The organism is Anaerocolumna sp. (assembly GCF_032079385.1).
In the GTDB taxonomy this organism is placed as follows: Bacteria; Bacillota; Clostridia; order Lachnospirales; family Lachnospiraceae; genus Anaerocolumna.
In genome coordinates this window covers 89,093-112,599 of the sequence record NZ_DAMAUC010000006.1, presented here as the reverse complement: position 1 = coordinate 112,599, position 23,507 = coordinate 89,093, and the positions used below count along the sequence as shown (strand labels likewise).

General features: G+C 35.0%; 22 protein-coding genes and 1 other RNA gene. 9 read left to right on the top strand and 14 right to left on the bottom strand.

The window, feature by feature from the left end:
• Nucleotides 1-381: 381 nt before the first annotated feature.
• The 5 genes from RT261_RS07095 to RT261_RS07075 form a co-directional block, all read right to left on the bottom strand.
• Nucleotides 382-1,140, bottom strand: a complete 759-nt coding sequence (locus RT261_RS07095) for a nitroreductase family protein (protein WP_313131129.1) — start codon at nt 1,138-1,140, stop codon at nt 382-384.
• Nucleotides 1,141-1,186: 46 nt separating this feature from the next.
• The gene (locus RT261_RS07090) at nt 1,187-1,642 is read right to left on the bottom strand and encodes a DUF523 domain-containing protein (protein ID WP_313131127.1); all 456 of its coding nucleotides are present in this window, start codon (nt 1,640-1,642) and stop codon (nt 1,187-1,189) included.
• 23 nt (nt 1,643-1,665) lie between these two features.
• Complete coding sequence (locus RT261_RS07085; protein ID WP_313131125.1) at nt 1,666-3,231, bottom strand: DUF4846 domain-containing protein; 1,566 nt, start codon at nt 3,229-3,231, stop codon at nt 1,666-1,668.
• A 221-nt stretch (nt 3,232-3,452) separates the two neighbouring features.
• Nucleotides 3,453-3,887 carry a D-aminoacyl-tRNA deacylase gene (dtd, locus tag RT261_RS07080; RefSeq protein ID WP_313131123.1) on the bottom strand — a complete coding sequence of 145 codons (435 nt, stop codon included), beginning with the start codon at nt 3,885-3,887 and terminating at the stop codon, nt 3,453-3,455.
• Between the two features lie 34 nt (nt 3,888-3,921).
• On the bottom strand, nt 3,922-4,605 hold the full coding sequence (locus tag RT261_RS07075) for an adaptor protein MecA (protein WP_313131121.1): 684 nt from the start codon (nt 4,603-4,605) through the stop codon (nt 3,922-3,924).
• 458 nt (nt 4,606-5,063) lie between these two features.
• Between RT261_RS07075 and RT261_RS07070 the strand changes: the two genes are divergently transcribed.
• On the top strand, nt 5,064-5,879 hold the full coding sequence (locus tag RT261_RS07070; protein WP_442871767.1) for a hypothetical protein: 816 nt from the start codon (nt 5,064-5,066) through the stop codon (nt 5,877-5,879).
• Nucleotides 5,880-6,016: 137 nt separating this feature from the next.
• Here RT261_RS07070 and RT261_RS07065 read toward each other — a convergent pair whose 3' ends face one another.
• From RT261_RS07065 to RT261_RS07035, 7 genes are all read right to left on the bottom strand, one after another.
• The gene (locus tag RT261_RS07065) at nt 6,017-6,409 is read right to left on the bottom strand and encodes a hypothetical protein (RefSeq protein ID WP_313131117.1); all 393 of its coding nucleotides are present in this window, start codon (nt 6,407-6,409) and stop codon (nt 6,017-6,019) included.
• A 236-nt stretch (nt 6,410-6,645) separates the two neighbouring features.
• Complete coding sequence (locus RT261_RS07060) at nt 6,646-7,656, bottom strand: ABC transporter permease (RefSeq protein ID WP_313131116.1); 1,011 nt, start codon at nt 7,654-7,656, stop codon at nt 6,646-6,648.
• 45 nt (nt 7,657-7,701) lie between these two features.
• Complete coding sequence (locus RT261_RS07055) at nt 7,702-9,210, bottom strand: sugar ABC transporter ATP-binding protein (RefSeq protein WP_313131115.1); 1,509 nt, start codon at nt 9,208-9,210, stop codon at nt 7,702-7,704.
• Between the two features lie 638 nt (nt 9,211-9,848).
• Entirely contained in the window at nt 9,849-10,256 is a 408-nt protein-coding gene (locus RT261_RS07050; protein WP_313131114.1) for a MaoC family dehydratase, read from the bottom strand.
• Nucleotides 10,257-10,487: 231 nt separating this feature from the next.
• Nucleotides 10,488-11,507: an electron transfer flavoprotein subunit alpha/FixB family protein gene (locus tag RT261_RS07045; protein WP_313131112.1), complete on the bottom strand. Its 1,020-nt coding sequence runs from the start codon at nt 11,505-11,507 to the stop codon at nt 10,488-10,490.
• A gap of 60 nt (nt 11,508-11,567) precedes the next feature.
• Nucleotides 11,568-12,350 (bottom strand): electron transfer flavoprotein subunit beta/FixA family protein, encoded by a 783-nt coding sequence (locus RT261_RS07040; protein ID WP_313131111.1) that lies wholly within the window; start codon nt 12,348-12,350, stop codon nt 11,568-11,570.
• A gap of 31 nt (nt 12,351-12,381) precedes the next feature.
• The gene (locus RT261_RS07035; RefSeq protein WP_313131110.1) at nt 12,382-13,518 is read right to left on the bottom strand and encodes an acyl-CoA dehydrogenase; all 1,137 of its coding nucleotides are present in this window, start codon (nt 13,516-13,518) and stop codon (nt 12,382-12,384) included.
• Between the two features lie 773 nt (nt 13,519-14,291).
• Here RT261_RS07035 and RT261_RS07030 point away from each other — a divergent pair.
• The 6 genes from RT261_RS07030 (at nt 14,292) to RT261_RS07005 (ending at nt 19,885) form a co-directional block, all read left to right on the top strand.
• Entirely contained in the window at nt 14,292-15,401 is a 1,110-nt protein-coding gene (locus tag RT261_RS07030; protein WP_313131107.1) for a radical SAM/SPASM domain-containing protein, read from the top strand.
• A gap of 106 nt (nt 15,402-15,507) precedes the next feature.
• On the top strand, nt 15,508-17,226 hold the full coding sequence (locus RT261_RS07025) for an ATP-dependent metallopeptidase FtsH/Yme1/Tma family protein (protein WP_313131105.1): 1,719 nt from the start codon (nt 15,508-15,510) through the stop codon (nt 17,224-17,226).
• Nucleotides 17,227-17,310: 84 nt separating this feature from the next.
• A non-coding RNA gene (gene ssrS / locus RT261_RS07020) (6S RNA) lies at nt 17,311-17,489 on the top strand.
• 335 nt (nt 17,490-17,824) lie between these two features.
• Nucleotides 17,825-18,559 carry an AzlC family ABC transporter permease gene (locus RT261_RS07015; protein ID WP_313131102.1) on the top strand — a complete coding sequence of 245 codons (735 nt, stop codon included), beginning with the start codon at nt 17,825-17,827 and terminating at the stop codon, nt 18,557-18,559.
• Complete coding sequence (locus RT261_RS07010; RefSeq protein WP_313131099.1) at nt 18,553-18,855, top strand: AzlD domain-containing protein; 303 nt, start codon at nt 18,553-18,555, stop codon at nt 18,853-18,855. Before RT261_RS07015 ends, RT261_RS07010 begins: the two co-directional genes overlap by 7 nt.
• 268 nt (nt 18,856-19,123) lie before the next feature.
• Nucleotides 19,124-19,885: a hypothetical protein gene (locus RT261_RS07005; RefSeq protein ID WP_313131097.1), complete on the top strand. Its 762-nt coding sequence runs from the start codon at nt 19,124-19,126 to the stop codon at nt 19,883-19,885.
• Nucleotides 19,886-20,085: 200 nt separating this feature from the next.
• Here the strand turns inward: RT261_RS07005 and RT261_RS07000 are convergent, their stop codons facing one another.
• Nucleotides 20,086-20,388: a hypothetical protein gene (locus RT261_RS07000; RefSeq protein ID WP_313131095.1), complete on the bottom strand. Its 303-nt coding sequence runs from the start codon at nt 20,386-20,388 to the stop codon at nt 20,086-20,088.
• A gap of 199 nt (nt 20,389-20,587) precedes the next feature.
• On the opposite strand from RT261_RS07000, the gene RT261_RS06995 reads away from it, so the two are divergent.
• Together RT261_RS06995 and RT261_RS06990 are read left to right on the top strand one after the other, a co-directional pair.
• A complete protein-coding gene (locus RT261_RS06995) occupies nt 20,588-20,893 on the top strand; it encodes a hypothetical protein (protein WP_313131092.1) in 306 nt (101 codons plus the stop codon).
• A 77-nt stretch (nt 20,894-20,970) separates the two neighbouring features.
• Nucleotides 20,971-21,711, top strand: coding sequence for an alpha/beta hydrolase (locus RT261_RS06990; RefSeq protein WP_313131247.1), 741 nt, complete (start codon nt 20,971-20,973; stop codon nt 21,709-21,711).
• Nucleotides 21,712-21,992: 281 nt separating this feature from the next.
• Here RT261_RS06990 and RT261_RS06985 read toward each other — a convergent pair whose 3' ends face one another.
• Complete coding sequence (locus RT261_RS06985; protein ID WP_313131090.1) at nt 21,993-23,369, bottom strand: FAD-dependent oxidoreductase; 1,377 nt, start codon at nt 23,367-23,369, stop codon at nt 21,993-21,995.
• Between the last annotated feature and the right edge of the window lie 138 nt (nt 23,370-23,507).

Sequence of the window (23,507 nt, the reverse complement as noted above, 5' to 3'; positions counted from 1 at the left end):
CCTTTGTGAAAGCAATTATAAGATTCTTTCGGAATGAGATAACTGATATAAAGGCTCCCTAAGACATCTGATACTATAACATAGATTTTTTAGTCCCCTAATAATATAAAAAATACTATGGATAATCCTCGTTTCTGTATATATTTTAACATATTAAAATCACAAAAACAATTAATAATATAAATTTTTTTTAGCTTTATGCAAAAAAATTTAGCATATTATTCTAATAAAAGAAGGAGCTGGATATATGCTCCTTCTTTCATTTTTAACAATTATTATTATCTTTATAAAACCATATTTTATACATTTTCGCTATAATAGGGGAGAGGCTGTAATAAACCTTCCATTTCTTTTTTTATAAATTTCCCGGATTAAATACGATTATAACTTCAAATCAAACCCTTGTTTACGAATAACCTGAAGCAAAGCCTGCCTCTTCGGAACTGCATTCTTTATTCTGGTTACTACCTGATCACTAAAACAATCCACACGTCTGTTGGCATTTCTAAGATCATAATAGGTCTGCATTTCCTCATCATAATCTTTTATTTCCTCTAAGTAATTATCAAAAATTTTATAACCGTTTTCAAACATACGCAGTTTCATATCCATTCTTGGCTTTAATTGCGGGCTTTGATTTGGATAACCGATTCCCAATCCCACCACTGGGAAAGTCAGAGGGGGTAATTTTAGTAATTCACAAATCTTTTCGGAATCGTTTAAGATGCTTCCCAGATAAACGGTTCCTAAATCCATGTTTTCCGCAGCATTGACTATGTTCTGTGCTGTTATGCAGGCATCTGTAAATCCCTGAAAGAACCGATCCATGTCTTTTGCACTTTCTTCCAGGCAATTCTTTTCTTTTGCAATCTGCCAGTTTCTATTTTGATCAACAACAAATATTAAAAGTTCAGGTACTCTGGCAACATATTCCTGTTTACAGATTTCAGCAATTTCTTTTTTAAGTGTTCCATCGGTAATACGGATAACAGAACAACCTTGCATGCCGTTTGAAGTAGCCGTTCTTCTTCCTACCTCCATCAATTGTTCAAAGATAACCGAAGGAATACTTTCTTCCTTAAATTCACGAATGGTTCTATGTTCCAATTGTTTTTTAATCATTTCATTTTGCTCACTCATAACGAATCCTCCTTTGATTATGGTATATTAATAAGTCTCCTGTGTTTTAATGATTGTTTATATCCTTTACAATCTCTTCTAGTTTATTAATCTTTGATTCTCCAATTACTGTTATCCCATTTTCTGAAAGAATTTCTGCTGTAACGCCATTACCATCAATAAGCTGTCCCGTAAAACTACCATCGTATATCTTTTCGAATCCACAGGACGGACTTCTTTCCTTTAATATGGCCAGCTTACAATCATACATTAGAGCTAATTTTAAAGTTTCTTTTGCACCTTGTATAAATTCTTCTGTTACATCACTGCCATCCTTAAGTAATACTTTATCTCCGATTTTTTCTGCCGGAAGTCTTGGGGTTGTTAGACCACCAAGCTGTTCCGGACATACCGGAATAAAATGATATTCTTTCAGCCGTTCTGCCAGTTCTTCTGAAAGTTTCCCTGTGCCATTGTAACGGCAGCATATTCCTAATAAACAACCACTGACTAATATATTCATCTATATTTATCTCCTTTGTTATGTTATAATCCCTCTCCCCAACGTTTTATATTATCTTCATAAAAAGTATACTCCGGTGTACGAATCGTTTCTTTAAAATCTTCTTCATAATACCAAGGGCATTCCTCTGAGGAAGGATTCTTTAATATATGAAACTCCTGTGCCGGCATATACCCTTGAGCTAGAAGATAACATCTTTTTCTGTCTTCATTTTCTGCAATATCTACAACCAGAACACAATGTCCGGGAGAGCCTCCCCTTAGAAGCATATCACCGACTTGTATCTCATCCACTTCAATATCAGTACATTCTCCCTCCAAAGATAAGGTCCCTGCATAAACCATAACGTTTTTTAGGTATTCACGAAAACTTTCGTAGGAGTCATCATACCCTTTTGATTTAACCCAGCGTACTTGATTGCCGTCAACCTGAATCCTGCTGCCATTTCTCCAGTTAAGATAGTCCATATAAAAACCGTTGGTCAGATGAAAACCAATCTTATCGTATGCACCAATTGACCAATAATACTCCCCATATAAACGAATAATGCTGTCCGCACATTGCTGTAAATTGGAGTTTCCCACATCTATAGAAAATACTGCAGCCTGTGCAGTCTGATTTCCTTTTTCACTTCCATTATATAAAAGGACAGGACTTCCATGAGGCTTTAATTCCTGATTTCTTAAAAATCCAGCAAAACTATCTCCCTCTGTTTTCACCCGAACATAGCCCTCCGGTGGCAGAATTCTTGATTCCAAGGTACTTCCCTGTGGATTTATATATACATAACTCTCATCTTCAGAGATATTATTCCTTTGTAAATTATTTCCTCCTGTTTTTGATCCATCAGTCTTATTTCCTTGCAGATTATCCACTGGAGCCAATTCTATATCCTGATCATTTATCTTATCATCAGTCAGACTTCCACTTCCTGTAATCGGTATGGCCTCACCAAGATATGTGGGCTTAACATGCAATAAAACTCCAAAGAAATCCTTTACTCTTGCTGCTGCCTCTCTAATATCACGCATGGCCTGTCCTGCATATTCTCTTGAATCCGAAGGGACACCGTAAGCATCCAAACCTAATTCATTGGCAATATACACTCCACGGTATAAGTGATATCCCTGGGTAACAATAATGGCACTTTTTACCTGAAAAACATCTCTGGCCCTATACATGGATTCATAAGTAGAGAATCCGGCATGATCCATAAATATATGCTCCCCATTAACGCCTTTATCTATGGCATACTGCTTCATGGCATTTACTTCATCATATTCTTTCCTTCCATGATCTCCGCTCATTAATATGCGGTCAGAATACCCTGCATTATATAATTCAATAGCTTGATTTAATCTGTCTTCTAACATATAACTTGGACGGTTATTATCCCATACCTTAGCACCAAGAACCAGAATACAGTCAAATTTTTGCTCAACCATATCCTCCTGCCTTAATATTTTTTCCTTGTATTTTCCCATCATATATATATTAATAAAAAGTACAATCATTGCACCCGCTGCACCTAAAGCCAGAATAGCCAGCAGGATTCGTTTTATTCTTCTTTTTTCTTTGAATGTTTTCATTCTATTCCTAACCATCCTCTAATTTACTTTGCACTAAAACCACAACTACTATTTACACATTTACTGTCTTAATCATATAATTACTATCATTTCCCATTATTATACTCTGTATTGAAATTACTGTCCATCATTTTAAAGTCCAAAAAGACCTTACGGAATATGAAATATATTTCATACTCTATAAGGTCTGGTAATCTTTATTTATCATAAATTTACAAATCTTATTCCAATATAATAGTGAATGGCCCGTCATTTTCCAATTCAACCTTCATATTTGCCCCAAATATTCCTTTTTCAACTACAGGAATTTGATTTTCACATTCTTCAATTATATATTCATATAATTCTTCTGCCAACTCCGGCTTTGCAGCATTGATAAAAGAAGGCCGATTACCTTTTCGGCAGTCCGCATATAAAGTAAACTGAGAAACCAAAAGAAGCTCTCCATCTACGTCTTTTAAGGATAAATTGGTTTTACCGTTCTCATCCTCGAATATACGAAGTTGAATCATTTTCTTAATTAACTTATCCGCTTCTTCTTTCGTATCTTCCTGTCCTACACCGATTAAAACCAGAAAGCCTTTATTAATCTTTCCTACTGTTTTATTATCAACTGTTACAGATGCATGAGTGACTCTTTGAATTACAAATTTCATGTGTACCTCCATGTTTAAAACAAGTTCTTATTTATCATTGACCCAATCCGATATTTCTCATAACATTAATTGCTTTCTTTTTTATCAGGCATGTATAATGCTCTTCACAGTGGGCTGCATATATGAAACTATCCGATACATATACCGCAAATTCCAAAGCCCGGTCGCAAACAGTTTCATAAGTTTCTGCCGCCAATCTTCCTTTATTAATAATAAGGTAATAGGAATTATCCTTTTCATCTTTATAAAGCTTGCTGGTAAATACCTTATCAATAGTAATAGCACAGCAGTATTGTTCAACATTCTTCAATGATTCAAACTTATATATATTTAAAATAGGCTGTTTTTTTCCCTTCCCTTTGGATTTTGATTTACTTTGTGCTTTTACCGGCTGATTGATATCAATGTTTTTGAATTCACCGCTAACTTCCCCAACGTCTTTTATATGCTCAAATATATCCATAAAATTTTTACTGCCATTTTCAGAAAATGTGATCGCTAAACTGTTTTGAGGAAGGGGCATAATTTGTATCGCCAATACACCGTTCTTCACCCGGTAACCAACTTCTTTTTCTGCCTGTTCCACAATGCTTTCAAGAAATTCACGTGATTTTCCTTTATCGTTAAAAAAATCCTCAATATTAAGACCATATTCTTTCATATCTTCTTCTGTAATAATACAGCGTACGGTATCTTTATCCACTCTGCTAAATTTCATATATACCCATACTCCTTTCAAGTCTCCGTTTGAAAGAATGTAATTCTTTCAATCTTTTCAGACATATTGCTGCTTTGTAATATTTCAAATAATAAGTGCCTTTTTTTAGCACTTTTCTATCTTCTTACTTATTTTTTACTACTTTTCATAATATTTATTATATATGCACGATTCATCTTATTTATATCTATACCTATTCTAATTTAAAGACAAGTTTACGGTAATTATTCCCTTATAATAAAGTAATATAATATATGCCTGATTTCTGTTATATGTATTCCTCTATTATATTGCACCTTATATCCTTTAACAATAGTAATTGTTTTATACTATGATTGTATTTATCTGTGTCTCCTATGTCAAGTATAGGTTTTTCCGTTGACAAATGACTGTAGGGTATGCTATTGTTTTTTTATGCGCCAAAATATAGCTTGGTTCATAGTGACTTAAGAGGAGGAATGTCTATGAAAAAGCACCTAATCAGGGATAATTACCGCGCTTTTTTAGAACATATAAAGAAAGAAAAAAGTACATTTTACATATATCTGGTTCTTAGAGCATTGGTTATAATAGTTATGGTTGCTCAATTCTTTAATAAAAATTATGAAAATGTATTTCTTTGTGTTTTAACTTTAATCCTTTTAATAATTCCCAGCGTTATTGAAATGAATTTCCGAATAGACTTGCCTAATACCTTTGAAATTATTATAATGCTGTTTATTTTTGCAGCAGAGATTCTAGGTGAAATACAGGAATATTACATTATATTTCCGTTCTGGGATACCATGCTTCATACATTAAATGGATTTTTGGCCGCAGCCATTGGATTTTCACTAGTTGATATATTAAATCGGACAGAACGGATATCCTTTAATCTGTCTCCCTTCTTCATGGCAATGGTAGCCTTTTGTTTTTCCATGACAATAGGGGTAATCTGGGAATTCTTTGAATTCGGAATGGATACCTTCTTTCAATACGACATGCAAAAAGATACCATTATCAATGCCATCTCCACCGTAAAATTAGATCCCACAGGAGGCAACAATCCTGTAATAATCAAAGACATCTATAGTGTAGTGGTTAATGGAGAGGAATTGGGCCTTGGGGGTTACTTAGATATCGGACTGATTGATACTATGAAAGATTTATTCGTTAATTTTATCGGTGCATCCGTATTCTCCATTCTTGGATATTTCTACATAAAGAGACGGGGTAAGGGAGCCGTAGCACAGCATTTTATTGTTAAGAAATTAAAGAAAAACCATCAAGAATAATATTCGGAAATAAATATAAAATAAAAGTTCAACAAAATTAAAATTATGCCTGCCCATGTGGTATGTTCTTCTTGTATCATCCTGTTTTATAACAAAGCAGATGGTGCAAAAAGAACATAATCCAAAGGTGAAGGTACCTATTTCTTATTTATTAAATTTTTTGCTCTTTCATGTATCTCTTCTATGGATGGATAGTTGAGGTTTTCATCTATTTCAAAATCAGCCAGCAATAAAGCATGTAAATCCGCATTAAGTTCCGGAGTAACTTTAATCACACTTTTCTTTACTAATTTTTTTACGGCAGTTTCAAAATCAGACCCATCTTCACCGGTCATTTCATCTTTTAACAAGATATAATACATCCTTAGATATTTTATATTTGTTTTAGGATAAAGTGCTGCAAGTATCTCTGAAACTTTTTCTCGGTGTGAATCTCCATAAGGAAAGATTCTTTTTGAATAGTCTTCAAAGTCTTTCTGTTTTTCTTCTTTACTTCGCATATCAAACATTTTACTAAAAATACTAGCCATTATGTCACCTCCCATATAATTTTTTATCTTAAGAATTCCCCTATATTTTCTGACGCTTCAATCGGTATTTGCATACAGCATGAAATACCTCATTCCGTTTATGATTATATACAAGTTATTATAATACATTTTCATTAATTGAACAACTAAGAATAAAGAAAAGGAGCATTGCTCTCAACTATATTAGTCTTTGCATTTGCTCCTTTTCATAATAACTTACTAAGAAATATCAATTATTATTTATTTTTCTTTTGACGGCGAACATCCATAGCACAAGCAGCTACAAGAATGATACCGATAACGATTTGCTGCCAGAATGAGCTTACACCCATTAAGTTCAAACCATTTCTTAATACACCCATCATGAGGGCACCAATGATTGTGTTGATGATAGTACCTTCACCACCATTGTTGTTAACACCACCAAGAACGGCAGCTGCGATTGCTTCCAACTCGTATCCTTGTCCAGCCATAGGTTGTGCGGAAGATATACGGGAAGTAACTAAAATACCACAAATAGCTGCTGAGAAACCACTTACACAGTAAGCAAACATACGGGTACCAACTGCATTAATACCGGAAAGTTTAGCTGCTTCAAGGTTACTACCACATGCATAAATCTGACGTCCAATACGTGTTTTTGAAAGAACGAAGTATAAAATAATTCCATATCCTGCTGCAATTAAAACACTGTAAGGTAATCCGCCCGGCATACGTCCACCACCAAGTACATAGAAAGCTTGTTGTACATCTTGGCTTGGAATTGTATTAGTATAGATTGGTTTACCATCTACTAAAACGTTAGCAAGTCCACGGAATACCCATTGTGTACCAAGTGTTGCGATAAAAGGAACGACTCCAAGTACTTCGATAGAGAAACCATTCAAAATACCCATTCCAATACCGAATATTAAAGCGATAATAATACTTACAGTAAGTGGAACACCATGTATAAGTAAGGTTGTTACGATAATACCTGATAGTGCCATAGATGCACCTGCACTTAAATCAGTACCACCACATACTAAACAGAAAGTTAAACCATAACCAATGATGGAGTAAGTAACAACTTGTTGTGCAATATTTATTAAGTTACCGGAAGAAAGGAATAAATTTGATTTTAATATAGCAAATGCTGTAAACATTAAAACAAGTATGATTCCTGAGAACATAGCCTTTCTTGTTGCCGGTGAAAATTTATATATAAAAGACTCTTTTGGTTCCATAGTTTGAGCAGATTGTTTCATAATGACCTCCTAAAATATATATTAAAGAATAGATTGTATGCAGGGTTACTGTGCTTTCTTTTCTACTTTATTGTAACCTGCTGCCAAATATAAGATTTCCTCTTGTGTTGTCTTTTTCGTCTCTAATTCACCATTAATAGTTCCTTCATGAACAACTAAAACACGGTCACTCATACCAAGAACTTCTGGTAAGTCAGATGATATCATAATAATAGCAACGCCTTGATCACTTAGGCGGTTGAATAATTCATATACCTCATACTTTGCACCTACGTCAATACCTCTTGTAGGTTCATCTACGATTAATAACTTGACATCATTACATAACCATTTTGATAAAACGATTTTTTGCTGATTACCACCACTTAGGTTACCGACTCTCTGACGTAAACTTGGAGTTTTTGTACGAAGAAGTTCTTTATAGCGTTTCGCATTTTTCTTTCCTTCTTTGTCATCTATAATACCAAAACGTGATAATTGTCTTAAATGTGCCATATTTGTATTGTATTGAACATCCAAGTTAAGAGCAAGTCCGTCAAACTTACGGTCTTCTGTTGCATAACCAATTCCATTTGCAATTGCTTGTCCAACATTTTTAACCTTAATTGGCTTACCATTCATATATAATTCCATGGAGTCTGCTTTATCAGCACCAAAAATACAACGGGCGATTTCAGTACGTCCTGCCCCCATTAAGCCCGCAATTCCCAGAATTTCTCCTTTACGAACTTGAATTTTTTCAACGTTTACAACGTCTCCACGACGAATATTTTTGGCCTCAAAAACTACATCTCCAATTTTTCTATCATATTTGGGATACTTATCTTCTAAAGTACGGCCAACGATCATATTAACAAGTTCATCTACTGTAATATCCGCATAATTACGTGTACCAATGTATTGGCCGTCACGTATTATCGTTACTCTTTTACAGATTTGTTCCAATTCCTCCATACGGTGGGAAATATAAACCATACCAACTTGTTTTTTCTGAAGGTTACGGATAATTTCAAATAATTGAGCTATTTCCTTATCAGTAAGAGCTGCTGTAGGTTCATCCAGTACTAAGATACGCGCATTACGAGAAATCGCCTTTGCAATTTCAACCATTTGCTGCTGTGCTACGCTCAAATCTCGTACAACTGCATGGGAGTCAATATTGATGCCTAAATCATCTAACATCTTTTGTGCATTTCGATGCATTTCTTTATCACTGATCAGTAATCCTTTTTTAGGTGGACGGCCAATATATATATTATCAGCCACTGATAAATGAGGACAAAGGTTTAACTCCTGAAATATGATACTGACACCCAATTCCTGGGCTTTGCTGACAGAGTTGATATTTACTTCATTTCCCTCTATGAAAATTTTACCGGCATCTGCATGATACACTCCGGACATAATCTTCATTAATGTTGATTTTCCAGCACCATTCTCTCCGACAAGACCATGTACCTCTCCTTTGTCAACTGAAAATGAAACATTGTCCAACGCTTTTACACCGGGGAAAGTTTTGCAAATTCCTTCCATTCGGAATAGTTCCTCTGACATAATTTCACCTCTTTCTTTAGAATAAAAATACTTTCAGATAAGTCATAATATATGTGGCATATGAACTGTTTGCCAGAGACACTCTAATCTCTATCAGCATAACATCAAAACCATCTTCATTATGCAGCTCAAATTCATAAGCTTAATTCAATAATATGTTTGTGCAAAATTTCACTTAAAACTACAGGACTAAGTTTATCACTTGTATACTAGTGTGTCAATGAGCATAATAGTGAAATATTTTGAGTTTTTTTGTGCATTGTGTCCATTTTTCACGATTAAAAAGGGATTATAAAACCTATCGATTTTCTATTATATAGTAATCCAGTAAAATATTGCAGGCCGCGGGGGTACTGCTGAAATCATAGATTATAAGCCATTAAGCAGCTCCATAGAAATGAGAAATAAAAAAAGAGCCCTATAGACTCCCAATTTGAAACTATAGCCTAAATTTATTTTTATTTATAGCTATATTTTATAACTTATATCTAATTTTTATAAAATTCTATATAATAGGTAAAAACTATGGCAGAATTAAAAAGCATTTTTCCAGACAAAGGTCAGACTGTAACAGTACCAAAACTTTGAAAACAGCTTAACTGTTACAGTCTGATAAGTTTATAAATATATAGGAATTCTTACATCTTCTTTACAATTGCTTCACCAACTACTACTTCTGTAGCACCGTTATTAGTAGTAACTGTTGTCTTTAATGTCAGCATCTTTTTATCATCTCTTTTACTTATAACTTCCACTTCAGCCACACAATGATCACCTATGTAAACAGGATGAGTGAATTTTAGAGATTGTGAGAGATATAGTGTATTCTCACCGGGTAACTTAGTACCCAATACCGCAGATATTAATGAGGCGGTGAGCATTCCATGTACAATTCTTTTCCCAAATAAACTGTTTTTGGCATATTCCTCGTCTAAATGAAGGGGATTTTTATCCACAGATACTTCTGAAAAGGTAAAAACATCTTCTGAAGTAAATGTTTTCTCAATGGTTGCTTTGTCACCTATTTTAATATCTTCATAATTCATAATAGCACCTGTGCATATCATCAAATACGATATACCTAGTAGTACTTGGTATAGTCATAATACAACTTATGATATGGCCACCTTTTGTAATGTGAAAGCTACTGTTGTGGCATCCTTTCTTATTTAAATTACTTTCACATCTTAAAATATGATTAAAAGGAAATCCAATAGATGATCCTTTTGGATTTCTCCCAAATAGAAGGCATGGTATCCTCCTTGTGAAGATGTCTTTTACCAGTTATTTTTTGAAGTCATTTCCTCCTTGATTTTTTCTGTTAGAATTGGAACTATTTTATTTAAATCACCAACAATTCCATAATCAGCTATATCAAAAATTGGTGCAGAAGGATCTTTATTAATAGCAATAATCACATCGGATTCTTCCATACCTGCAAGATGCTGGATTGCACCGGATATACCAATAGCAAAATACACATGAGGACGAACGGTTTTACCGGTCTGGCCTACTTGTACTTCTTTATCCTGCCAGCCAGCATCCACGGATGCTCTGGAAGAACTGATGGTACCACCGATTGTATCAGCTAATTCTTCCAATAGTTTAAAGTTTTCTTTGCTTCCCACTCCACGTCCTCCTGAAACAAGAATATTAGCTTCCTGAATATCAATCTTAGCAGAGGGTTTCTTAATTACCTCAAGTACTTCAACATATTTATGGTTTTTCTCAAATCCGGGATTAAATTCCTGGATATTGGCTTTTGCCCCTTCTATTTTTTTAAGCTTTTGCATAACTCCGGGACGAACAGTTGCCATTTGCGGACGAAAATTCAGGCAAAGGATAGTTGCCATAATATTTCCTCCAAATGCCGGTCTTGTCATTCTTAAGCATTTTGTTTCTGGATCAATTTCTAATTTGGTACAGTCTGCTGTTAAGCCGGTATGTACTCTTGCAGAAACTCTTGGTGCCAGATCACGTCCTATTGCAGTTGCACCGTATAATACAATCTCAGGGTTATATTTTTCTATTACAGAATACATTCCATGGGTATAAGCTTCCGTAGTATAAATTTCAAGTGCAGGATCATCTACAAGAACTACTTTGTCAGCACCATAAGCTGCCAGTTTATCCGCTAGTGGTTTTACTTTATATCCCAGCAATACCGCTGTTACTTCGGTACCTAAATCTGCTGCAAGTTCTTTTCCCTTACCAATTAATTCAAAAGATACATTCGTTATCTTGTTATCAACTTGTTGAACGAAGATAAAAATACCTTTATTGTTTTCAAAACTCATTAATGCTCACCACTTTCTAATTATTTTTCATAGTCTTTCAGGCAAGTCCTTTCCCTGAGGTTAAAATATAAATTTTTCTTTTAATTTCTCCAGTATAAAATCAGCTGCTTCTTCCGGATCCAAGGTTACTACCTGCCCATTTGCTTTTATGCTCTTAGGGAAGGATTGTGCTACCTTCGTAGGGGAACCTTTTAAACCGATATTACTATCATCAATGGTAATATCACTACGACTCCATACCGTAATTTTCTTTTCCCGATATGCATCAAAGATTCCGCCGGGAGTCATATATCTGGGTTCATTCAGTTCAGCAAGTGCAGTGATTAAGCATGGCATCTTAGCCTTTACAATATGATATCTATCTTCATATTGCCTTTTTACAAATACATATTCCCCATCGACTTTAATTTCTTCCGCATAACTAATATTAGGAATATCAAGATGTTCTGCAATCTGGGGGCCAACTTGTGCAGTATCCCCATCAATTGCCTGACGACCTGTTATTACTAAGTCATATTCCAAGTTATGAATAGCTGCTGCAAGAGTAGAAGAGGTAGCCCAGGTATCTGCTCCTCCAAAGGCTCTGTCCGTTACCAAATACCCCTTATCGGCACCCATTGCAAATGCTTCCCGAATAACTGCTTCTGCTTGAGGAGGCCCCATGGATATTACAGATATTTCAGCACCCAATTCATCTTTTAATCTTAAAGCTGCTTCTAAACCGGCCTTATCATCCGGATTTATAATACTTGGTACACCATCTCTAATAAGGGTACCTGTAACCGGATCAAGTTTTACTTCATTGGTATCCGGAACCTGCTTTATACAAACTATGATTTTCAATCCAATCACTCCTTTTCTGAATTAGTTAAAATTATAACAAGCTTCCTGAAATAACCATGCGCTGTACTTCGGAAGTACCCTCATATATTTCAGTGATCTTCGCATCCCGCATCATACGTTCTACGTCATATTCTCTTATATACCCATACCCGCCATGAAGCTGAACAGCCAGGCTGGTTACTTCGCTTGCTGCTTCAGAAGCGTATAATTTGGCCATTGCTGCCTCCATGGAATACTTTTTCTGAGTATCCTTAGCAATTGCCGCTTTGTATACTAATAATCTGACTGCTTCTACCTTAGTTGCCATATTAGCAATTTGGAATTGTGTATTCTGGAACTTAGAAAGGGGCTTGCCAAATTGTTTTCTCTCTTTTACATAAGCTATTGTAGTCTCTAATGCACCTGCGGCAAGACCAAGAGCCTGGGCGGCAATACCAATTCTTCCACCGTCAAGGGTCTGCATAGCATAACTGAAACCTTTTCCTTCCTGACCCAATAGATTCTCCTTGGGTATTCTACAGTCGCTGAAGATTAGTTCATATGTAGCTGATCCACGGATCCCCATCTTCTTTTCCTTTGTACCAAAAGTGAATCCAGGGGTGCCTTTTTCTACGATAAAGGCAGAAATTCCTTTTGTACCCTTTGATTTGTCAGTCATTGCAAAGATAATATAGATATCAGCCTCTTTGCCATTTGTGATAAATATCTTACTTCCATTTATAATATATTCATCACCCTCCAGAACTGCCTTAGTTTGTTGTCCCGATGCATCCGTGCCGGCATTTGGCTCTGTTAATCCAAAAGCACCTAATTTCTTACCGGTAACCAATGGCCTTAAATATTTTTCTTTTTGCTCCGGCGTACCAAAATTCTTAATCGGATCACAGCATAAAGATGTATGTGCCGAAACAATAACTCCCGTAGTACCACATACCTTTGATAATTCTTCCACACATAGTATATACGTTAAAGTATCACAGCCTTGTCCACCATATTCCTTTGAAATAGGAATCCCCAAAAGGCCAAGTTTTTGCATTTTTTTAACCGTACCTCCTGGAAAAGTTTCGGTTTCATCAACTTCTCTTGCAAGGGGTTTTACTTGCTGCACAGCAAAGTCTCTAAATAAAGTTCTTGCCATTTCATGTTCTTTACTTAACGTAAAATCCATGTTATTCCTCCTCTCATACCTTTTCGGTATTGCTTTAATTTTGTATGTTAATATAAATTGGAACCGCAAATATATTTATAACACTGAAAGATTTCGACGTTTCATTATATCTATGTAGTATGATTTTTTATTTCGTTATAACTCACTTTCCGAAATTAAAAGTTGCACAGTATTTTTCTGTTCGGAAATATATGAGACATGAATCACCTTTCATGTTTACTATAATATATGATTCTAAATATGTCAATATGTATATTTTAATTAATTCTAATCATTTTTTTTGGTCAATATTTACTACTTAACTTCTGTTTACTCTGTTTTATTTTATCTTGTACTCTCCTGACACTTTTTAATAAGTTTATTGAATACTAGCATCTATTGCATGCCGCATCTGCCTGCAGATATGGAACAGCCATAAATCCGGGTTTGAATGATGCATTCCAATAATTCGCACTATTATTATTTTATACTTATGTCTTATTCCATAACCATTTTTTATCCCATAACCATGCCTTATTTCATAGCCATTTCTTATTCCATACACTTATTATTCAATTCACTTATTATTCAACGCACGTCTTGTTCAATGCACGTCTTGTTCAATGAACTTATTATTCAATTCATTTCTTATTCAATTCATTTCTTATTCAATTCATTTCTTATTCAATTCACTTCTTATTCTGCCATTTTAACAAATTTAAGAATTTGTTTTTTTATTCTTTTTATAGTAATATTGCAGTAATGTGTTTTAAATGATAGGAGGCGGATATTCTATGAATTACTTTTCTATGCTGATTAAGCCAGCTTCATCTCTTTGTAATATGCGGTGCAAATACTGTTTTTATAGTGATGTAGCCGAACACCGTGAAATAAAATCCAATGGTATTATGAGTCAGAAAACCACTGATCTTCTTATAGATAGAACCTTTGAATATGTAAAAACCCCTGGTGTTATTACTTTTGCCTTTCAAGGGGGAGAACCAACCGTGGCAGGGTATGAATATTTTGAGTATTTTACCAAACGAGTGGAAGAAGTAAATAAAGGGCAAAACAAAATTCAGTATTCCATACAGACAAATGGACAGTTAATTGATGAAAAATTCTGCAAATTATTTTATCAATACAATTTTTTAGTAGGATTATCACAAGACGGCCCAAAAGAATTCCATGATGTAAACCGTCTCGGTTCCGATGGAAAAGGAACTTTTGATCATACTAATTATGCCATTAAACTCATGGATCAGTTTCATGTGGAATACAATATATTATCCGTAATTACAAAGCAAATGGCGAAAAAGCCACAAACACTATTTCGCTATTATGAGCGAAGAAAATTTAAGTATGTTCAACTGATACCCTGTTTAAAGTCTCTTGATTTTTTACCAAATGATTCTCTAAACAAATACGACTTAACACCACATGAATATGCTTCTTTTTTAATAGATTTCTTTCAACAATGGTATATGGCATTTAAGAATAATCAGTATATCAGCATCCGACAGTTTGACAATCTGGTGCATATGATAAAAGGACTTCCACCGGAGCAGTGCGGAATACTGGGGCATTGCACGGTACAATGTGTTATAGAAGCAGATGGCAGTGTATATCCCTGTGACTTTTACGTTTTGGATGATTTTAAACTTGGCAGTCTAGAAGAGAATTCCTTTGAAGCCCTGATTCACTCTCCTGCCGCTGAAAAATTTCTTAAATATGAAACACCAAAGAATCTCCTTTGTAGCACCTGTCAGGTATATCCTATATGCGGAGGGGGTTGCAAACGCTATCGTTCCTTTTATGCAGAAGAAGAAAATTATTGCCCCTATCAGGATTTCTTATATCACGTATATCCAAAACTGGAAGAAATTGCACGTTTTGTAAATTAGGACTTTTGGCCTACTTTCCATTAATTAAATATAGCTAATTCGACAAAATTCCTCTATAATATACAAAGAAGCTATCTAACCTGTCTATTTATTGGGAGGAATTTTAATGAAAAGAAAATATCTGATTATCCTGTCGGTTTTATTCCTGATAATCACGGCTGGATTGATAGGATATCATTTTCTGGATACCAAACAGCAGGATATGTCCTACCCCTCCTTTTTAGAAGCAGTTGAAAAAAAGGAAGTAGAAAAAGTTACATTTATAGAAAATAAAAATTTATTCAAAGTAAATTTAAATACAGAAGAAAATGTGGAATACCTTGTACCTAATCCTCAAACAGAGAATTTTACTGAATTCTTGTTATTAAAAGGAATCAACGTCAGTTACGGTACAGATGGTTTTACCAGATTCATTCAAGTCACTTTTACTTTTCTTGTTATTGGAAGCGTTATTTGGTTAGCCAAAAGGGGGAATATGTCCTCCAGTTTAACTGAAGATTCCAATAAAAAGAAGCAAAGCAGTTCTACAGTTACCCTGGACCAGGTTGCAGGTAATGCAGAAGCTAAATTAATGGTGGAGGATGTCATCGGCTTTATAAAGAACCCGGAAAAATATTCTTCTGTGGGGGCTAAGATGCCAAAGGGCCTCTTATTCTATGGACCTCCGGGAACCGGTAAAACCCTGATGGCTAAAGCAATTGCAGGGGAAGCGAATGTTCCTTTTTACGCTATGAGCGGTTCCGATTTCGTTCAAATGTATGTTGGTGTGGGTGCCAGCCGTATTCGTAATCTTTTTAAGAAAGCAAAGAAAAACGAAAAAGCCGTTATCTTCATTGATGAAATTGATGCCATTGGTAAAAAGAGAGCCCGAAGCCTTTCTGCCAGCAACGATGAACGGGATCAAACTCTAAATGCACTCTTAACAGAAATGTCCGGTTTCCATGAAAATTCGGGAATTATTGTTATTGGTGCCACCAACAGACTGGATACCTTAGATGAAGCATTATTAAGACCCGGCCGGTTTGACCGCCAAATAGAAATTGGCTTGCCGGATATTAATGCCAGAAAAAAAATCTTATCCCTCTATGCTAAGTCGAAACCCCTGTCAGATGATGTGGATTTAGAGGAACTAGCAAAATCCACCGTATATTTTAGCGGTGCCATGCTTGAAAACCTATTAAACGAAGCAGCGATTCATGCCGCCAATGAAGGTAATTCTGTCATTGGCAAAAACAATATTGATACTGCATTCTATACCGTTATCGCCGGTTCTCCTAAAATTGACCGAAGTTTTATTTCAGACCAGGATCGTAAGATTACGGCATATCATGAAGCCGGCCACGCTTTAGCTACTACCCTTTTACTGCCGGAACATTATCTTTCAAAAGTAACCATTATACCATCGGTTAAAGGAGCAGGGGGATTTAACTTAAGCATTCCAAAGGATACTCTTTTTCAAACGAAGAAACAAATTGAAGCCAATATTAAAGTACTTCTTGCAGGAAGAATCGCGGAAGAACTTATATTTGGTGAAGATGAAATTACAACCGGTGCAAGTAACGATATTCAAAAGGCTTCTTCTTTAATCCTTAACTATATGAATAAATATGGAATGGATTCCGATATGGGACTCTTTAGTATGGAAGTTTTAGAAGAAGGTCATGACTTGGATTTGGTTAATAAATGCAGAACACAAATGAATACCTTTTATAAAGACACAAAAAAAATAATGGAAGAAAACCTTGAATTGCTTGAAAAGATTACAGAAGAATTACTGGAAAAAGAATCTTTAAATCAAGATGATATTAATCGCATCTGCCATTAAAACATTGGAGACTGCTTACAAGTACTTCTATAATTTACTTGTTGAACTCTGCTTAAATTTTTATTATAATAGACTTATAAAATAAATGACCTGGGATGTTCGATTCCCTACTATTTTGAACCTACACTTACAATACGGGATTCCTATATTCTTGTTTGGATGTCAGGCCGCCATTATGCAGCGGAAGGCAGAAAATCAGGTGCGGTTACCCACCTAGCTCATGCTAGGATTCAAAATCGTAGGCCCGGCATTTTGGGAAATTTATTGATAATAAAATTGAATATTATGTAAACTATTAAATATAAATTCTATCTGTACTATAGATTTCTTGAAGTTTGAATCTTAGTTACATATAGATTTTTTATTATGCTGCTTTATATTATATAGCCTTATATTATTTAGCCTTATATCATTTAACTTTATATTATTTAGCTTTATACTATTTAGCCTTATATATTTAGCCTTATATATTTAACTTTATATCATATGCTTTATATTATTTTAGCTTTATATTATTTAGTTTCTTACTTGAATTACTTACAATCCAGATGCTATAATGTGACTTATGGTTTATGAATAAAAAAGTGAGGAATTACCAATGATTAATCAAAAACAATTTACATATGGTTTTCGGAAAGGATTACCCATTGCCTTTGGCTATATACCGGTATCTTTTACCTTTGGCCTTATGGCTACCGCAGGTGGATTACCTGTATGGCTGACAATTTTTATTTCCCTATCTAATTTAACTTCTGCCGGACAATTTGCTGGAACCGAATTAATTCTTGCCGGGGCTGGACTTCTGGAGATTACCCTTACTACCTTTATTATAAATATAAGATATATGCTTATGTCCTTTTCCCTGTCTCAAAAAATAGTATCAAAGACCACGGTAAAACAAAGATTACTATTTGGCTTTGGAGTAACGGATGAAACCTTCACCATGGCTTCCTTAGAACAAGGTAAGCTAACTTATGCCTTTATGCTGGGATTAATTACAGGCCCTATAGCCGGATGGACCTTAGGAACAGCAATGGGCGCTCTTATATCGGAAGCATTGCCTTTATCCTTAAGTAATGCCATGGGAATAGCCCTATATGCCATGTTCATTGCTATTATAGTGCCACCCTCTAAGAAATCCAGACCTATATTACTCATAGTTCTGTTATCCGTTTTCATTACCATTTGCTTGAAATACATTCCTGTTTTTTCTTTTATATCCGGTGGATTCCGTATTATAATTGCCACGGTTCTCAGTGCATGTATTGGAGCAGCTATCTTCCCTGTGAAAGAAGAATCAGAAAATAATGGTGAGGAGGTAAAATCATGTTAAAGCCTTTTATCGCAGTTTTGTTAATGGCCCTTGTTACCTATCTTCCAAGGATATTACCATTGGTTTTATTTCGTAAAGAGATAAAATCCACTTTCATAAAATCTTTCCTAAAATATGTTCCCTATGCAGTATTAGGTGCACTTACATTTCCTGATATATTCGATTCAACCGGTAATTACATAACCGCCATTGTGGGAACTGTGGTAGCTTTATTCCTGGCATTCCGCGAGAAAAGTCTGGTAATTGTAGCTGTCGGTGCCATTATTGCTGTCTATGTGACAGGACTTATTATCTAAGAAATTATTATAAACAGTCCAGGAATCAGGACCACCTTTACTGGTGGAAAAGTTGAGCTATTTACAATCAACATACTGTTATGATACCAGTAGCAATATTATCAGGACCAATATTATAAGTACAATATTATAATTACAAATATTGTTATTTGATGTTGACTTGTGGATAAGCAATACACTATTATGAATATAGTAACAAAAGTAAGGTGGCTTTTAATTAAGTAGGTAGCTGAAACAAGTCACCTACACTATATTGGGGGAACTGAAAATGAATAATTATATTAACTATAAATTTCGAATTAAAAAACGAATACTAATATTTGTTCTTTTAAGTTCAATTTGTATGGTATTTTACAACCGGGAGGCGAAGGCCAAAACGGTAAGTGATATACCAATACCGGCAGAATATACTCCTGAAGTGGATGAAAGCCTTAAAGCTTATATTAATGGAAATATACCAAAGGATGCTGTCTGGGTGAATTCTGATACAAAATCAAATTTCATACAAATTTCATCCGGCAGAGATAATCAGAAACGGAATCTTGAAGACAAAATAAAAAGTATGGTCTATACCTTCTCCTCCAAAGAGAATGGTGAGACAGTATATTATACTGTTCTTGACTTCTATTTTACGCAGAAATTGAAGACTTCAAAAAAAGATTTATTGGAACTTCACACAAATGATTTCTTACGTCCAGTAAGCCCTGGAAAAGGTATATGGCTGGTTAGAGATAAGACCGAAGAAGACTGGACAGTAGAAAAGGAGGCATACATAATTGTAAACTTATCTTTTGCTTCCGTATATGGAAATCAAATGTACCATAAACAAAATTATTCCCGGATAATTATGAGTTTTAAATCTTTCGAAAATCCTAATCCAGAAACAGCCTTACCCGGCTACATTATAAATTACACCCATCAAAAAGAGCCTGCCCTGCCCGTTGCTGCCATTTGTGTAGTAATAATACTTCTGATGGTATTCTTTGGATACTTATATTTAAGATTCTGCAGGTCTAATAGTAATAAATAGAGTGTTCTCATATTGTTAGTGCAATTAAAGATGAGACCTCATAGTATTGACTGCCCGAATACGACGCTATCCATTTAGGAAAATCAAAAATGAAACATACCAAAGTGCAGTTATCGTACTTTTAATTCCAAACGATAAAGAGGGCTGCTGCATCCCATGCATAAAGAAAGCAATTATTTGCAACAGCCCAAAACAATGTTTTACATATTTTGAATATAATGTCCCTTATTACAAATTATAGAAGAAGAATTACAGCTTAAACAATTATACATATAACTTATGACACCACAGTGAGGGCATAAATACGCTTCTATACCTTGATATAAATAAGCACCGCATGTACTATTTCTGCAGCGATAACCGCTCATTGCATATGTATGGGACTGACCAGTATTGACAGTACTACCGTGGTTGCATGCTGCATCAACAAATAAAGGTGCTGACAATACAAATATTAGCGTAACTGCCAGTACTAGTGATAATAATTTTTTAAAGAGTTTCATAGAAATATACCTCCAATTTGATATATGATTTATGGTTACAGTTGATTATATACAAAAAAGAGGTAAAGTATGTAAATAATAATTAACAATAAAATGTCATACATTTACAGTTGGGTATTGATAGTTGGTATATAATATAATACAATAGTAATAAGATTATTTGTATTTGATGAAGCAAACCAATAAGGAGGAACTTTGTTTGAAGAAAGGAAAAAAAAGGAGGAAATCTGGAATGTTTGTGATTATGACTGCAATTTTGCTGTGTATTGCCATTGTTGTTATTATTGTGTTTCCACCAAGTTCCGGAAAAATGTCTTCATTTCTTGATGAAAATGGAAATCAAATAGAAGGTAGTATTTCAGAAAAAATACACGTAGATATCAATGGAACCTCTTTAGGCATGTTTGTTACGGCAAAAGACCGCACAAAGCCTGTACTGCTGGTTTTGGGCGGGGCCCGGGAATTCCGGAATATCTTTTGGAACAAATGTATCCGACTGACCTGAAAGAAAATTTTGTGGTCTGCTATCTGGAATATTGAGGCACTTCCCTTTCTTATGATTCGGATGTTTCAGTGAATGGCATGACAACTAAACAATATCTTGCAGATGTTAACGCTGTTACAAATTATCTCAAAGAACGGTTTGATCGGGATAAAATATATTTGTTAGCACATTCTTTCGGTACATATATCGGTCTTCAAGCTGCCACAGAGCATCCAGAAAGCTATCTTGCTTATATTGCAATGTCTCAGATTACAAATCAAAAACATTCCGAAGAAATAGCATATTCCTATATGCTTGAGCAATACAAGGTGCAAGGTAACGAAAAAATGGTAAAAAAGTTTAATGATTGTCCTATATTGACGGATGAAGTAGCTTATTCCGAATACTTTACATCTTCACTGAGAGATACAGCCATGCACGAACTCGGTGTCGGAACAACACATAATATGCATTCAGTTATTACAGGTATATTTTTTCCAAGCCTTCGTTGCACCGCCTATACACAAGCGGAGCGTATTAATATATGGCGCGGAAAGGTATTTGCTCAAAATACACCGGTTGTGACAGACAGCTTCAACTTTAACGCTTTTGAAACTGTACAAGAGCTGCAAATTCCGATATACTTTTTGGCTGGAGCATACGATTACACATGTGCGTATTCATTGCAGCAAGATTATTATGAGTATATACAAGCTCCAGTAAAGGGGTTTTATACATTCAAAGATTCGGCACACAGTCCTTTGTTTGAGGAACGTGAAAAAGCCCTGGAAATTCTCTTGACCGACGTTCTAAATGATCAGACAACGCGGATAGATTAGTTGCACAAAATGAGCATAATCTCAATGTATGCTTTGCCTCACAATGTCGTCAACTTAAGGGCACTACCGTCATATTGTATATTTACCAATAGGTATTTGGGTTAAAATGCGAATCGATAAACGAACGTTCCCTTCAAAATTTTATTAGATACATCTTATCTATTAAATTTTGAAGGGATTTTTTATGTCTATTCGTAATAACTTAAAAAACATTGAGCGTAGGACTTCCCTTAGGCTAAAATTATACTTTCATTTTATCAAATAGTATCTGAGTTTTATATCTATTCATTAAACATATCAGAATATGCTCTTTGTTCATCAATGGCTTTCCTCATATCCGATAAGGTGGATGTATCACCGATTAAGATTACACCTACTAATTTTTTGTCTACAAAATAATATTTCTTATATATTTTTTTCTCTCTGTCTCTTATTTCTTTCGTTTCGTATGTTAGTGAATCATTTTTCCCATTGTCTCCTATGGCAAATAAGGAGGTATTGATTCCATAGAAGGTTAATCCGGTAGGTTGGATTTGGTAAGTCTGAGCATCCCCTGCTGCGTTAGCTCCTGCTGTTTTACCCATCTTTGAAGCTTCTGCCCATAAACTAAAGTTTACACCTTTATAAGCAGCGCAGTCCCCGCAGGCATATATATCCGGAACACTGGTTTCCATTTTTTCATTCACCACTATAAATCGGTCTATTGCCAACCCTGCTTCCTGAGCTATCGATACATTGGGACGAACACCGCTGGATACAATCACTAATTCAGCAGGATAAATCTTGCCATCCTCCAGTTTGACACCAGTTACAGAAGTATCTCCTGTAATTTCACTAATGTGTGCATTTAATTGGAACTCAATATCTGCTTCTTTTATAATTTCCCCTAGCAGTTCTCCTGCTTCTGTATCCAGCTGACGAACCATTAATTTATCTGCAATTTCTAATACGGTTACTTTGCATCCTGATTTCTTCATTTCCCAGGCTGCTTCTAAACCTAACACTCCGCCTCCGATAACTACTACATTCTTAACTTTTGGAAGCAATTCATGTATTTTCTCTACATCAGAAATACGGCGGATTGCTATTACTTCCGGCTTATTACTGCCGGCAATTGGAGGTATAAAGCATTCCGCACCTAATGCATAGATGCATTTATCATATTTTATGGATTCTCCATCGGATAAAAGGACTGTTTTTTCTGCTGAATTTATTTTCTCAATGGTAACATCAAGTTTATTGGTAATTCTATTTTTTGCATACCAGTCTTCTTTGTGTATGGCAATCTTTACAGGATCCATCTTTTTACTTAAAGCTTTTGTTAACATAGGTCTGTTGTAGCCTATAACAGGTTCGTTGGAAATCATTATGATCTCGCAGTTTTCATTTCGTTCCCGTATAGCTTCTGCCGCGTTAACCCCTGCTGCTCCATTTCCAAGTATTATGTATACTTCTCCTGTTGCCTTTTGGAATTCTGACTGGGTTTCTTCATAGGGTATGAAATGCTCTCTGCCAACTCCGCACACAGGGCATTTTTCAAGGGAAGAATCAAATATTTCTCCGCACACATCACATTTTACTAAAGTTCTTTTTCCTTTATTATTGATATTATTTAATTCTATTTCCATCTTATCCACTTCTCCTTTTCTTTTATTCATCTATTAAAATTTCTATATAATATTGATTATAGTTATATCCCTATTATACCTAATTATTCCAAAAAATCCAGCATTAACTGAATATTTCTGTCATAATACTGTTTTTTTCTTAGTAATTGCTGCGTGATAATTTGAGTA

Coding starts and splice junctions, on each gene's coding strand:
- RT261_RS07095 (WP_313131129.1), bottom strand. CDS start 1,140: ATGAGTGAGCAAAATGAAATGATTAAAAAACAATTGGAACATAGAACC.
- RT261_RS07090 (WP_313131127.1), bottom strand. CDS start 1,642: ATGAATATATTAGTCAGTGGTTGTTTATTAGGAATATGCTGCCGTTAC.
- RT261_RS07085 (WP_313131125.1), bottom strand. CDS start 3,231: ATGAAAACATTCAAAGAAAAAAGAAGAATAAAACGAATCCTGCTGGCT.
- dtd (WP_313131123.1), bottom strand. CDS start 3,887: ATGAAATTTGTAATTCAAAGAGTCACTCATGCATCTGTAACAGTTGAT.
- RT261_RS07075 (WP_313131121.1), bottom strand. CDS start 4,605: ATGAAATTTAGCAGAGTGGATAAAGATACCGTACGCTGTATTATTACA.
- RT261_RS07070 (WP_442871767.1), top strand. CDS start 5,064: ATGTCTATGAAAAAGCACCTAATCAGGGATAATTACCGCGCTTTTTTA.
- RT261_RS07065 (WP_313131117.1), bottom strand. CDS start 6,409: ATGGCTAGTATTTTTAGTAAAATGTTTGATATGCGAAGTAAAGAAGAA.
- RT261_RS07060 (WP_313131116.1), bottom strand. CDS start 7,656: ATGAAACAATCTGCTCAAACTATGGAACCAAAAGAGTCTTTTATATAT.
- RT261_RS07055 (WP_313131115.1), bottom strand. CDS start 9,210: ATGTCAGAGGAACTATTCCGAATGGAAGGAATTTGCAAAACTTTCCCC.
- RT261_RS07050 (WP_313131114.1), bottom strand. CDS start 10,256: ATGAATTATGAAGATATTAAAATAGGTGACAAAGCAACCATTGAGAAA.
- RT261_RS07045 (WP_313131112.1), bottom strand. CDS start 11,507: ATGAGTTTTGAAAACAATAAAGGTATTTTTATCTTCGTTCAACAAGTT.
- RT261_RS07035 (WP_313131110.1), bottom strand. CDS start 13,518: ATGGATTTTACGTTAAGTAAAGAACATGAAATGGCAAGAACTTTATTT.
- RT261_RS07030 (WP_313131107.1), top strand. CDS start 14,292: ATGAATTACTTTTCTATGCTGATTAAGCCAGCTTCATCTCTTTGTAAT.
- RT261_RS07025 (WP_313131105.1), top strand. CDS start 15,508: ATGAAAAGAAAATATCTGATTATCCTGTCGGTTTTATTCCTGATAATC.
- RT261_RS07015 (WP_313131102.1), top strand. CDS start 17,825: ATGATTAATCAAAAACAATTTACATATGGTTTTCGGAAAGGATTACCC.
- RT261_RS07010 (WP_313131099.1), top strand. CDS start 18,553: ATGTTAAAGCCTTTTATCGCAGTTTTGTTAATGGCCCTTGTTACCTAT.
- RT261_RS07005 (WP_313131097.1), top strand. CDS start 19,124: ATGAATAATTATATTAACTATAAATTTCGAATTAAAAAACGAATACTA.
- RT261_RS07000 (WP_313131095.1), bottom strand. CDS start 20,388: ATGAAACTCTTTAAAAAATTATTATCACTAGTACTGGCAGTTACGCTA.
- RT261_RS06990 (WP_313131247.1), top strand. CDS start 20,971: ATGACAACTAAACAATATCTTGCAGATGTTAACGCTGTTACAAATTAT.
- RT261_RS06985 (WP_313131090.1), bottom strand. CDS start 23,369: ATGAATAAAAGAAAAGGAGAAGTGGATAAGATGGAAATAGAATTAAAT.